Origin of the sequence: Micromonospora sp. URMC 106 (genome assembly GCF_051386395.1) — a bacterium.
Taxonomy (GTDB): domain Bacteria; phylum Actinomycetota; class Actinomycetes; order Mycobacteriales; family Micromonosporaceae; genus Micromonospora.
Genome location: NZ_JBPQTP010000159.1, coordinates 1 through 11,358, shown reverse-complemented (window position 1 = coordinate 11,358; position 11,358 = coordinate 1). Strand labels below are relative to the sequence as shown.

The window sequence follows — 11,358 nt, the reverse complement described above, 5'->3', positions numbered from 1 at the left end:
GGGCGCAGGCGGTGGTGAGCCAGGCGCCGAGGTCCCTGATCTCGGCGCGGGCCGCCGGGTCGGCGGGGAGGTTCGGGGTGCGGGATCTGGCGACGGAGTTCCAGGCCGAACGGGGGCGGCTGCTGGCGGTCGCGTACCGGATGCTCGGCAGCCGCAGCGAGGCCGAGGACGCCGTGCAGGAGACCTGGCTGCGGTACGCCGCCGCGCTCGCCGACCCGGCGGCCCGCGCCGAGATCAGGGACCTCGGCGCCTGGCTCACCACCGCCTGCGCCCGGATCTGTCTGGACGTGCTCCGCTCGGCCCGGGTGCGGCGGGAGGCGTACCCCGGCCAGTGGCTGCCCGAGCCGGTGGTGACCCCGCTCGACGAGGGCCCACGCGCCGACGGCTTCGCGCCCGACCCGGCCGAGCGGGCGGTCCGCGCCGACCAGGTCGGTACGGCGCTGATGGTGGTGCTGGAACGGCTCACGCCCGAGCAACGGGTCGCCTTCGTGCTCCACGACGTCTTCGCGGTGCCCTTCACCCGGATCGCCGAGGTGCTCGCTACCACCGACGCCGCCGCCCGCCAGCTCGCCTCCCGGGCCCGCCGGGCGGTGCAGGCGCCCGACGCGCCCCGGCACACCGCCGACGCGGACGAGCAACGCCGGGTGCTCGCCGCCTTCGTCGCCGCCGTCGAGTCGGGAAAGCTGGAGGCGCTGGTGCGCGTGCTCGCCCCGGACGTGATCGTCATCGGCGACAGCGGCGGCCACTTCCCGGCGGCCCGCCGCCCGGTCATCGGGCCCGACGCGGCGGCCCGTTTCGTCCTTGGCCTCTTCGGCAGGGCCGGCCGCTATGGCGGCACGCTGCGCGCGCGCCCGGTGCTGGTCGACGGCGCGCTGGGGCTTCAGCTGGAGACGGTGCACTCGGACGGCCGGCCGCTGCGGGTGGTCGCCGCCCTGGCGGTGGCCGGCGGGCGGGTGACCGGGATCTTCAGCCAGCTCAACCCGGAGAAGCTGCGCGACCTGCCGCCGCTGGAGGCCGGAGACGACTGGCCGCCGCGCTGGTGATCCCCGGGGCAGTCCCGGGCCACCGGCCGGGCACGCGCCGGTCCACGGTGCCGGCTCAGAGCACCAGGGCCAGCCACTTGCGGTACGACGTGGCGAACGGCTCCGTGCCGTCGCCGAGCGCGCCGAGGAGCCACCGCGCCGCCGCTTCGGCCTCGACCACCACGTCGTCGGGGTAGCCGAAGCGCGCCCGGTGCTCGGCGAACTCGTCCTCGTCGCGCAACTCGACCGCGCCGGTGGCCCGGCGGCGCACCACGTCGAGGTCCAGGTCGATCAGGTGGACGGTGTCGTCGTTCTCCCAGCGGGCCGGGCTGGCGATGTCGCAGTAGACCTCGCTGGTCCGCGGCGGCGGGTTGAACATGCCGGTCCACCAGCCCTGGTGCGGCACCAGGAGCACGAACGGGATCTGCTCGACCGACGGCCGACCGTGGTAGACGGACTTCGTGCCCTCGGTCACGCCGAGCCAGACGCCGAGGTCGTCCTCGGCGAGACGGCGGGCCGGGTAGTCGCGGTGGGCGCTGCCGTCGTACTTGCGGTAGATCACGCGGACCACGTCGCTCGGCATGAGTCGCACCCTAGCCGATTCCGCCCATCCGTCGCCGCACGGAAGTAACCGGACCGGGCTCACGGGAATCCGTACCGTGACGACGCCACGCCCGGATCGGCGCGGCCGGTGTCGGCGCCGGCGGGTACCGTCGCACGGTGACTCCGCGCCTCGCCACCGGTTCCGCAGCCCCCTCGCCCCGCACGGGAAGCCGGCGGCGCGGCGCCCGGCCGAGCGGGTCCGAGCTGCTCGCCGCCGCGGTCGGCGCGGTGCCGGGTGGCGCCGCGCGCCCGGGCCAGCAGCAGATGGCGACCGCCATCGAGGAGTGCGTGCAGTCGCGCGAGCACCTCCTCGTGCAGGCCGGCACGGGCACCGGGAAGTCGCTGGCCTACCTCACCCCGGCGCTGACCGTGGACGGCCCGGTGGTGGTCTCCACGGCCACCCTGGCGTTGCAGTCCCAACTGGTCGACCACGACCTGCCGCGGCTCGCCGACGCCGTCGAGCCGGTGCTCGGCCGGCGACCCACCTTCGCCGTGCTCAAGGGGCGGCACCACTACCTCTGCCTGGCCCGGCTGGACAACTCGACGGAGGACGAGCCGGAGGACACGCTCTTCGACGCCCCGGCGGCGCGCCCGGGCGGCGGCACGAAGTGGCTCGGCGAGGCGGGGCGGCTCGGCAAGCAGATCCAGCGACTGCGCGACTGGGCGGAGAAGACCGACACCGGTGACCGCGACGAGCTGGACCCGGGCGTCGACGACCAGGCCTGGCGGCTGGTCTCCATGCCGGCCCGGGAGTGCGTCGGCGCGGCCCGCTGCCCGTTCGGCGCGGAGTGCTTCGCCGAGGCGTCCCGAGCCCGGGCCCGCGAGGCGGACATCGTCGTCACCAACCACAGCCTGCTGGCCGTGGACATGCTCGCCGGCCGGCACATCGTGCCGCCGCACAAGCTGCTCATCGTGGACGAGGCGCACGAGCTGGCCGACCGGGTCTCCTCGGCCGCCCAGGCCGAGCTGGTGCCGGAGCTGATCGACCGCTCCGCGAAGCGGGCCCGCCCGCTGCTGCGCCCGGAGACGGCGGAGTCGCTCACCGCGGCCGGCGACGCCCTGGCGGTCGGGCTGGCCGAGGCGCCGGCCGGGCGGATCACCTCCGGGTTGCCGCCCGCGCTGCGCGAGGCGTGCACCCTGCTCGACGCGGCCACCCGGGCGGCGCTCGACGGCATCGGCGAGATCAAGGCCGACGATCCCGACCCGGTGCGCAAGCAGCAGGCCAAGGCGGTGCTCGACGAGCTCTCCACCACCGCCCAGCGGCTGTTGGAGGAAGCCGACCACGACGTGGCCTGGGTGGAGAAGAACGACAACACCGGCCGCCGGGCGCTGGTGGTCGCGCCGCTGTCGGTCGCCGGCACCCTCGCCACCCACCTGTACGACGAGCGCACGGTGGTCGCCACCTCGGCGACCCTGACCCTGGGCGGCCGGTTCGACACGGTGGCGCGGGCGCTGGGGCTGGAGGCGCCGTCGGCCGACCCGCCGTCGCCGGCCGCCGCCGCCCTGGCCGCCCGGGCCGCCGGCCGCGCCGGGTCGACGGAGGGCACCCGGACGGCCGAGGGCGACCCGGCCCGGCCGGCGACCGGCACGTCGCAGGTGCCGGCGACGTCGGGTCCCGGGTGGCGCTCGCTCGATGTCGGCTCACCCTTCGACTACGCGCGGCAGGGCATCCTCTACGTCGCCGCGCACCTGCCCCGGCCCAGCGTCTCCGGGCTGCCCGACGCGGCCGGCGAGGAGCTGCTCGCGCTGGTCACCGCGCTCGGCGGTCGTACGCTCGGCCTCTTCTCGTCGCGACGGGCCGCGCAGCAGGCGGCGGAGCTGCTGCGCGCGCGGACCGACCTGCCCGTCCTGCTCCAGGGCGAGGAGGCGCTGCCGCTGTTGGTGCGCCGGTTCCGGGAGGAGAAGGAGAGCTGCCTGTTCGGGGTGATGTCGCTGTGGCAGGGCGTCGACGTGCCGGGCGACTCCTGCCAGCTCGTGGTCATCGACCGGCTGCCCTTCCCCCGGCCCGACGAGCCGCTCGCGGCGGCCCGGGCGGCGGCAGTCGACGCCAACGGCGGGTCCGGTTTCGCCGCGGTCAGCGTGCCGATCGCCGCGGTCCGGCTGGCCCAGGGGGTGGGGCGGCTGATCCGGTCGACGGGCGACAAGGGCGTGGTCGCGGTGCTCGACTCGCGGCTGGAGACCGCGCGGGGCTACGGGGCGTTCCTGCGCCGCTCGCTGCCGCCGTTCTGGTACACCACCCGGCCCGAGGTCGCCCGCGGCGCCCTCGAACGCCTCGCCAAGACCTGACCCCGGCACCCGGCAACGACGGTCCGCGCAGACTTCGGGGAAGGTGCGGCCTGGCGCGGCCGGTCGGCGGGGTGGGCCGGCCTGCGGGTCAGGGGGCCTGGGAGGCGACGACGACGGCGTCGGGCGGGGTGTCCGGGACGGTACGGGCGGCGAGCCGGCGGACGGCGGTGTTCAGGACGGCGATCAGCGGCACCGAGACGAGCGCGCCGGTGATCCCGGCGAGGACCACGCCGGCCGCGATCCCGATGATCACCGCGAGCGGGTGGATGGCCACCGCGCGGCCCATGATCAACGGCTGGAGGAGATGCCCCTCCACCTGCTGCACCCCGATCACCACGCCGAGGATGATCAGCGCGGTCACCGGGCCGCTGTCGACCAGGGCGACCAGGACCGCGACGACGCCCGACAGGGTCGCCCCGACGATCGGGATGAACGCCCCGAGGAAGACCAGCGCGGCGAGCGGGAAGGCGAACGGGATGTCGAAGACGACCAGGAAGACGCCGATGCCGACCGCGTCGATGAAGGCGACCAGCACGGTCGCCCGGACGTAGGCGACCAGGGTCGCCCAGGACGCCCGCCCGGCGTCGTCGACCTTCCAGCGGGCGGCCACCGGCAGCAACCGGACCAGGAAGCGCCAGATCTTGTTGCCGTCCCGCAGGAAGAAGAAGGTGGCGAAGAGCACCAGCAGCGTGCCGGTCAGCACCTCGGCCAGCGTGGCGGCGGTGGAGAGGGCGCCGCTGGTGAACTTCTCGGTGTTGTTGTTGATCCAGTCCTGGCCCTCTTCGATGTAGTTGTCGAGCTGGCCGTCGGAGAGGTGCAACGGGCCGGTCTTGAGCCAGTCCTGGATCTGGCGGACGCCCTCCGAGGACTTCTTGCTCAGCTCCGGCACGCCCTGGATGAACTCGTTCACCACCAGGGTCAGCGTGCCGATCACCCCGGCCAGGCCGCCGACCAGCACCACCGCGGTCGCCAGCGACCGGGGGAAGCGGGCCCGCAGCAGCCAGCCGACCGCCGGCGCGAGCAGCGCCGAGAGCAGCAACGCGATCGCCAGCGGGATGACCACGATCCGGACGGTGCCGACGATCTTCAACAGCGCCCAGGCGACGACGCCGATCACGATCAGCCGCCACGACCACGCGGCGGCGATCCGCAGCGCGTGCGGCACGTCCGCGTCGTCGCGGCTGGAGGTGGAGTTGTGCATCGCCGCGGGCGGCTCCGCCCCGACGACGGTCGCGGACGGCGGCGCCACCGGTCCCGGGGACGCCGGCGAGGCCACCCCGGCCGGCTCGGCGGCGTCGGCCGGGTCCGTACGGCGGGTGCGCACCGATTCGCGGCCCGACTCGTACGCGCGACGGAGCCGTCCGCGTACCCGCTCGAAGCGGCTCAAGCGCACCTCCTGGCAAGAGAACCCGGCCCCGTACGCCCGGCGGGCGGACAGGGTACGTCCGACCACGCCACCGTAGGGCAGTTCCGCCACACAGTGCCCCCCGCCCCCGGCACGTAACCGCTCATGGCCGGCCGACCGGGACACGGTAGCGTTTCCGGCGTGACCGCCGACAAGAATCTCGACTCCGGCCTGCCGATCCGCCTGCTGCACGACCGCGTGCTGGTGCGGATGGAGGGGAGCGAGGGTGAGCGCCGCTCCACCGCCGGCATCGTGATCCCGGCGACCGCCGCCGTGGGCAAGCGACTGGCCTGGGCCACCGCCGTGGGGGTGGGGCCGAACGTCCGCGCCATCGTCTCGGGCGACCGGGTCCTGTTCGACCCGGACGACCGGTCCGAGGTCGAGCTGCACGGCCGCGGGTACGTGCTGCTGCGCGAGCGTGACGTGCACGCCGTGGCCGCCGAGCGGGTGGAGAACGACTCCACCGGCCTCTACCTCTGACCCCTCCCCGCCCGTCCCGCCCCGCGCGGCTGCGGGCGCTGGTGTCGTTTGCGCCGCTCCCGGTCGGGAAGCCAGCCGCACCACCGGCCCTGGGGAGGGACGATGCCGGTATTCGTGAAGAAGCTGCTGATCTGGGGAAGCGTCGCGTTCCTGATCTACTTCATGGCGTTCCGGCCGGAGGGCGCGGCCGAGATGTTCAAGGCGATCGGGGCGGGACTGATGGCGATGGCGCAGGGCCTCGGCGACTTCCTCACCAGCCTGATGACCTGACCGCCCGCGTCACCACCGGACGGCCCGGGGGCCGCGCAGCGGTGACGCGGGCAACCAAGGGCCGCGTCAGTGGTGAGGGGGCGACCCCAGAAGGCCGCGACAGTGGCGACCAGGCAACCCGGGGGCGGCGTCGGCGGTGACGCGGCGCCCCGAGGGCCGCGTCAGTGGTGACCGGGCGGCCAGGGTGCCGCGGGTCGCGGGCCGTGCCAGCCGGGCGGGCCGTAGCCGGCGGGCAGGACCGGGGGCGGCGGCGGGGCGAGCACCACCGGGATCGGCACGACCGGCTCGTCCGGCGCCTCGACCGGCCGCTGCGAGCCGTCCGGGAACCGCAGGTGGTAGCGCTGCCCGTCCCAGATCCCGGCCGGCGCCTGCGGATCCCTCCCCACGAAGAACGACCGGTACGCGGCGATCGCCTCCAGCAGCTCCCGTTCCTCCCGCGCGGTCCGTTCCCGGTCCGCCGGCCTGCGGTCCAGGCCGCGCAGCGCGCCGTCGCGCAGCAGCGCCAGCCGGGTCGCCGCGAACTGGTAGCCGCGCATCGCCTTCAGCCCCGCGTCGCCGGCCACCCGCTTGGCCCACACCCGGGCCGCGTGCCGCCGGCCCAGGCTGCTCAGCGCCGCCACCTCGGGCGGGGTGAGCCAGCCGGCCCGGACGTAGTCCGGCAGGGTGCGCTCGGTGAGCCGCCCCTCCCAGGCCCGCAGCCACACGGCGAGCCCGACCATGCCGAAGAAGATCGGCACCATCACCCCGATGAAGCCGTACAGCATGATCAACGCCTCGCCGGTGGCCTGGGTGAGCGTGGGCAGCAGGTTCCACAGGCCGTGCAGCATCATCGCCAGCAGCAGGCCCGCGATCGGGGCCAGCACCCGCACCCGCCGGTCGGCGGTGCGCGCGGCGATGCCCAGGCCGACCCCGGTCATCGACGTGAACAGCGGGTGGGCGAAGCCGAAGAGCAGGATCCGGACGATGAAGATCGCGATGACCTGCTGGGTGCCGGTCGCCGGCCCGTACCGTTCGACGCCCGTGGCGTAGCCGTAGCCGCCCAGGTAGAGGATGTTCTCCACCATGGCGAACCCGACCGCGGAGAGCCCGCAGTAGACCAGGGCGTCGGTGATCCCGGAGATCTCCCGCCGGCGGAAGATCAGCAGCAGGATCGGCCCGAGCGCCTTGGTGAGCTCCTCGATGAACGGCGCGACCAGCACCGCGGTCAGCGCGGTCGGCAGCTCCCAGTCCTCGAACCGCCCGGCGGAGAACTCGTTGACGGTCAGCGACGCGGCGGTGGAGACGAACGCGCCCCACGCGAAGCAGAAGATCAGGTATTTCAGCGGTTCCGGTTCGTACCGGTCCAGCCAGAGGAAACAGCCCACCAGCACCGGGACCGGGAGGATCGCGGCGACCACGCCGATCAGCAGCGCCTCGACGCCGAGGCTCTCGCCGAGCGTGAAGACCATGAACACCGCGCAGGCGGCGATCAGCAGGACGACCCCGGCCAGCACCAGGGCCCGCCGCCAGCCCAGCCGGCGCAGCGGCATCCGGGGCGCGGCCGCACCCGACGGCTGGAGGGCGGGCGCGGTCGGCGACGGCGGCAGGGGTGCGCCGGGCGGGGTGTCGGCCATGCGGTCAGCGTAGTCACCCCCGGCCGGCTGGTCCGGTCGCATCCGCGCGCTATGCTGCCGGCAGGTCACGAGCGCCAGCGTCAAGCCCCGGCTTGCTGGCCGGCAACCCTCGTCGAGGTTCGCGGTGGGGTGCCCCGGGTGATGACCGGGCCCGGCCCGATCCGCGTGCCGGGCAAGCGCGGACCCCGCCCGTGTGCCCACCCGGGGTCCCTGGACCCGGAGGTCGGCCGATGACCGTCACCCTCGTACCCCCACCGGCGCCGCGCGTGGCGCGCACCGTGCGCCCGCTCGACGTGCTCGGCGTGCCGGGCCAGGTCAACCTGGACTACGCGGCCACCGCGCCGTGCGCGCGGGCCGCGGCCGACGCGGTGGCCGAGCTGCTCCCGTGGTACGCCAGCGTGCACCGCGGCGCGGGAGCGCTGTCGCGGCGCTGCACCCTCGCCTACGAGCGTGCCCGGCAGACGGTCGGCGACTTCCTCGGCGCCCGGGCCGGCGACCACGTGGTCTTCACCCGCAACACCACCGACGCGCTGAACCTGTTGGCCCGGGCACTGCCCGCCGGCACCACGGTGGTGACCTTCGGCGGGGAGCACCACGCCAACCTGCTGCCCTGGCCGCGCGGCTCGGTCCGGCTGCCGGTGCCCCGGGAGCCGGCCGAGGCGGTCCGCGCGCTGGCCGCCGCCCTCGCCGAACTGCGCAGGCCGGGCCCGGGCGGTGACCGCCGCCCGCCCGTGCTGGTCGCGGTGACCGGGGCGAGCAACGTGACCGGCGAGCGCTGGCCGGTGGCGGAGCTGGCCCGGGTGGCCCGGCGGTACGGGGCCCGGATCGCGGTGGACGCCGCGCAGCTCGCGCCGCACGCGCCGGTGGACGTGGCGGCCCTCGACGTCGACTACCTCGCCGTCTCCGGCCACAAGCTGTACGCGCCGTTCGGCGCCGGGGTGCTCGTCGGGCGGGGCGACTGGCTGGACGCCGCCCCGCCGTACCTGGCCGGTGGGGGTGCCACCAGCCACGTCGGCGCGGCCACCCACGACGTACGGTGGGCGACCGGCCCGGCCCGGCACGAGGCGGGCACGCCGAACCTGCTCGGCGCGGTCGCTCTCGCGGCGGTCTGCGCCGCCCTGGCCGAGGCCGACCGGGCCGCGCTGCACGACGCCGAGCAGGCCCTGCTGGCCCGGCTGCGCCGCGGCGTGGCGGCCCTGCCGCACGTGGTGGAGCTGCGCACGTTCGGGCCGGAGGCGCCCCGCGTGGGCATCGTGTCGTTCGTGGTCGCGGGCCGGGACTCGGCGGACGTGGCGGCGGAGCTGGCCGGCACCCACGACATCGGGGTGCGCGACGGTCTCTTCTGCGCCCACCCGCTGGCCCGCCGGCTGCTCGACGAGGCGGCGGCGCGCAGCGGCCGGCGGGACCTGCCGCCGACCGCCCTGCGCGCCAGCATCGGCCTGGGCAGCACGGCGGAGCACGTGGACCGGCTGCTCGCCGCCCTCGCCGCGCTGGCCTGAGCGTTCCTGGGTGCCGCCGGCCGGGGAACCGGCCCGGGCGTCCCGCGGCCCGCCCGCCCGGGACGTGCCGGCCCCCGGACCGGCGGATCAGCCCAGCGGCGGGGCGGCCGGCGGCTTCGGGGCGGTGTCCTCCCGCGCGGTCGGGCCGCTGAGCCGCTCCTGGTCACCGAAGGACTGCCGGACCAGGCGGTTCGCCTCCTCCTGGCTGATCCCGGAGGCCACCATCAGGTCGCTGGCCGTGGTGCGCACCTGCGCGATCACCACGCTGCCGGAGAAGCCGACCCCCTCGGCGTACGCCCGGCCGGCCTCGCTGACCGCGCGCAGCGCCCGCTCCCGCGCCTTCTCCGGCTCCGCGCCGACGGCGAACTCGTGCTTGAGCAGGCGTACCGACTCGGCGAGGTGGGCCGCCGCGTCCGGCATCGGCTCGGGGACGGGCTCCTCGTCCTCGATCAGGGTGACCGCGCGCCGGATCAGCGTGCCCGCGTTGCGCATCGCCCGGTCGATCGGCTCGGCGGCCTCGGCGTAGTGGGTGAGTTCGTCCCGCCGGTGCCACCGGGCCGGCGAGATGGTGGCGGTCTCCTTCGCCCCCTCGATCGCCTCGGTGAAGGCGGTCAGCTCCTCCTGGTTGTTCCGGAGCCGGTCCAGGGCCCGTTGGGCCTTGTCCCGGTCCCGTTCCCGCAGGGCGTCCGCGGCGTTGTCGAGCTGCGCGGCGAGCAGGTCCAGGGCCGGGCGGGCGGCTCGGTTGAGCACCCGCAGCGGATTGAGCGGCAGCAGCACCGCGGTGACCAGCAGCGCGATGCCGCCGCCCACGAAGGCGTCGACGAACCGGGGGATCTCCAGGTTCGCGGTCGACGGGCTGAGCGTGACGATCAGCACCGCCGTGGCCGCCGCCTGGATGACGATGGCCACGCTGGCCCCGGCGAAGATGGTGAGCACGATCGCCGCGGTCACCACGAGGCCGAGCTGCCACGCCCCGGTGCCGACCAGGTAGATGAGGAAGTCACCGACGGCGACGCCGACCGCGACCCCGGCGATCAGCTCGACCGTGCGGCGGAGGCGCTGGCCGACCGAGGCGGCGAGGGTGCCGACCGCGGAGATCGGCGCGAAGACCGGCTCCGGGTTGCCCAACAACTCGTGTGCCGCGAGCCAGGACAGCCCGGCCGCCAGGCCGGCCTGCACCGCCAGGCCGAGCGCCATCCGCACCCGGTGCAGCCGGTCGTGCAGGGTGGCCTTGCCGTGGTGCCGCAGTTTCTCCACGGCGTCGGCGATCCGGGCCCCGTCGACGTCCACCCCGCGGTCCCGGCCGATGGCGCGATGCAGCAGCGACTGTCGTCGGTCCCGCGCCACTGCCATGGCGGGGACTACCCGCGTCGGACCGGACGAATCCTCGCGGTGGCGGCGGTACGGCAGACTCGACCGCGTGGTTGACCTTCTCGACCGGTGGCGCGCCGCGGCCCGCGGCGCCGGGGCGACCGACGCGGCGGAGCGCGACCGGGTCGGGGCCGAGCTGCTGGCGCGCTGGCGGGAGCCGCACCGGCGCCACCACACCGTCGCCCACCTGACCACCGTCCTCGACGTGGTCGACGCGCACGCGTCGGCCGCCGCGCGGCCGGACCTGGTGCGCCTCGCGGCCTGGTGCCACGACGCGGTCTACGACCCGCGCGCCGGGGGCGACGCCAACGAGCGGGACAGCGCGGCGCTCGCCGACACCCTGCTCGCCCGGGCGGGACTGCCGGCCGACGCCGTGGCCGAGGTGCGCCGGCTGGTGCTGCTCACCGCCGGGCACGCCGTGCAGCCGGGCGACGCCGACGGCGCGCTGCTCTGCGACGCCGACCTCGCCGTCCTGGCCGCGCCGCCCGAGGCGTACGACCGCTACGCCGCCGCGATCCGCCGGGAGTACGCCCACGTGCCCGACCCGGCCTTCCGGGCCGGCCGCGCCCGGGTGCTCGCCGGCCTGCTCGCCCTGCCGGCGCTGTTCCGCCTTCCCCCGCTGGCGGCGCGCTGGGAGGCCCCCGCCCGCGCCAACCTCAGCCGCGAGCTGGCCGCCCTCCGCTGACCCGCCCTGCGCCACCCGCCACGCCGCAGACCACCGCGGCCGGCAACCGGTCCCCCGGCTCGTTACCGCCCGCCGGCAGCGTCACCGCGAGGGGAGGGCGGGAAGCGCAAGCCCGCCGGAGGGC

Annotated in this window: 9 protein-coding genes, 2 pseudogenes and 1 riboswitch; of the genes and pseudogenes, 7 read left to right on the top strand and 4 right to left on the bottom strand. The window is 76.0% G+C overall.

Annotated elements, in window-relative coordinates; translation table 11 throughout:
- Positions 1-140 precede the first annotated feature (140 nt).
- Complete coding sequence (sigJ, locus tag ACSNOB_RS29995) at positions 141-1,043, top strand: RNA polymerase sigma factor SigJ (protein ID WP_436690574.1); 903 nt, start codon at positions 141-143, stop codon at positions 1,041-1,043.
- Positions 1,044-1,098: 55 nt separating this feature from the next.
- Here the strand turns inward: sigJ and ACSNOB_RS29990 are convergent, their stop codons facing one another.
- Positions 1,099-1,605: a DUF402 domain-containing protein gene (locus tag ACSNOB_RS29990; protein WP_393106026.1), complete on the bottom strand. Its 507-nt coding sequence runs from the start codon at positions 1,603-1,605 to the stop codon at positions 1,099-1,101.
- Here ACSNOB_RS29990 and ACSNOB_RS29985 point away from each other — a divergent pair.
- Positions 1,604-3,095: pseudogene (locus tag ACSNOB_RS29985) on the top strand (ATP-dependent DNA helicase); the annotation flags it as partial. The gene ACSNOB_RS29990 and the pseudogene ACSNOB_RS29985 sit on opposite strands and share 2 nt — an antisense overlap.
- A gap of 120 nt (positions 3,096-3,215) precedes the next feature.
- Positions 3,216-3,911, top strand: a pseudogene (locus tag ACSNOB_RS29980) (ATP-dependent DNA helicase); the annotation flags it as partial.
- Positions 3,912-3,999: 88 nt separating this feature from the next.
- Here the strand turns inward: ACSNOB_RS29980 and ACSNOB_RS29975 are convergent.
- Positions 4,000-5,442 (bottom strand): AI-2E family transporter, encoded by a 1,443-nt coding sequence (locus ACSNOB_RS29975; RefSeq protein WP_436690569.1) that lies wholly within the window; start codon positions 5,440-5,442, stop codon positions 4,000-4,002.
- Positions 5,443-5,457: 15 nt separating this feature from the next.
- Here ACSNOB_RS29975 and ACSNOB_RS29970 point away from each other — a divergent pair, with 15 nt between their 5' ends.
- Both ACSNOB_RS29970 and ACSNOB_RS29965 read left to right on the top strand, forming a co-directional pair.
- The gene (locus tag ACSNOB_RS29970) at positions 5,458-5,796 is read left to right on the top strand and encodes a GroES family chaperonin (protein WP_350686889.1); all 339 of its coding nucleotides are present in this window, start codon (positions 5,458-5,460) and stop codon (positions 5,794-5,796) included.
- Positions 5,797-5,898: 102 nt separating this feature from the next.
- A complete protein-coding gene (locus tag ACSNOB_RS29965) occupies positions 5,899-6,066 on the top strand; it encodes a hypothetical protein (protein WP_176737359.1) in 168 nt (55 codons plus the stop codon).
- Between the two features lie 161 nt (positions 6,067-6,227).
- Here ACSNOB_RS29965 and ACSNOB_RS29960 read toward each other — a convergent pair whose 3' ends face one another.
- Positions 6,228-7,679 (bottom strand): PrsW family intramembrane metalloprotease, encoded by a 1,452-nt coding sequence (locus ACSNOB_RS29960; RefSeq protein WP_436690567.1) that lies wholly within the window; start codon positions 7,677-7,679, stop codon positions 6,228-6,230.
- Positions 7,680-7,742: 63 nt separating this feature from the next.
- Positions 7,743-7,864, top strand: a riboswitch (SAM riboswitch).
- Positions 7,865-7,909: 45 nt separating this feature from the next.
- Between ACSNOB_RS29960 and ACSNOB_RS29955 the strand changes: the two genes are divergently transcribed.
- Entirely contained in the window at positions 7,910-9,178 is a 1,269-nt protein-coding gene (locus tag ACSNOB_RS29955) for an aminotransferase class V-fold PLP-dependent enzyme (RefSeq protein ID WP_436690565.1), read from the top strand.
- A gap of 87 nt (positions 9,179-9,265) precedes the next feature.
- On the opposite strand, the gene ACSNOB_RS29950 is transcribed toward ACSNOB_RS29955, so the two are convergent.
- Positions 9,266-10,468 (bottom strand): FUSC family protein, encoded by a 1,203-nt coding sequence (locus ACSNOB_RS29950; protein WP_436690572.1) that lies wholly within the window; start codon positions 10,466-10,468, stop codon positions 9,266-9,268.
- Positions 10,469-10,598: 130 nt separating this feature from the next.
- On the opposite strand from ACSNOB_RS29950, the gene ACSNOB_RS29945 reads away from it, so the two are divergent.
- Positions 10,599-11,234, top strand: a complete 636-nt coding sequence (locus ACSNOB_RS29945; RefSeq protein WP_436690563.1) for an HD domain-containing protein — start codon at positions 10,599-10,601, stop codon at positions 11,232-11,234.
- Positions 11,235-11,358 lie beyond the last annotated feature (124 nt).

Bases quoted from the DNA above. Each gene is read 5' to 3' on its own strand.
- ACSNOB_RS29960 (WP_436690567.1), bottom strand. From the start codon at position 7,679: ATGGCCGACACCCCGCCCGGCGCACCCCTGCCGCCGTCGCCGACCGCG.
- sigJ (WP_436690574.1), top strand. From the start codon at position 141: ATGCTCGGCAGCCGCAGCGAGGCCGAGGACGCCGTGCAGGAGACCTGG.
- ACSNOB_RS29990 (WP_393106026.1), bottom strand. From the start codon at position 1,605: ATGCCGAGCGACGTGGTCCGCGTGATCTACCGCAAGTACGACGGCAGC.
- ACSNOB_RS29965 (WP_176737359.1), top strand. From the start codon at position 5,899: ATGCCGGTATTCGTGAAGAAGCTGCTGATCTGGGGAAGCGTCGCGTTC.
- ACSNOB_RS29955 (WP_436690565.1), top strand. From the start codon at position 7,910: ATGACCGTCACCCTCGTACCCCCACCGGCGCCGCGCGTGGCGCGCACC.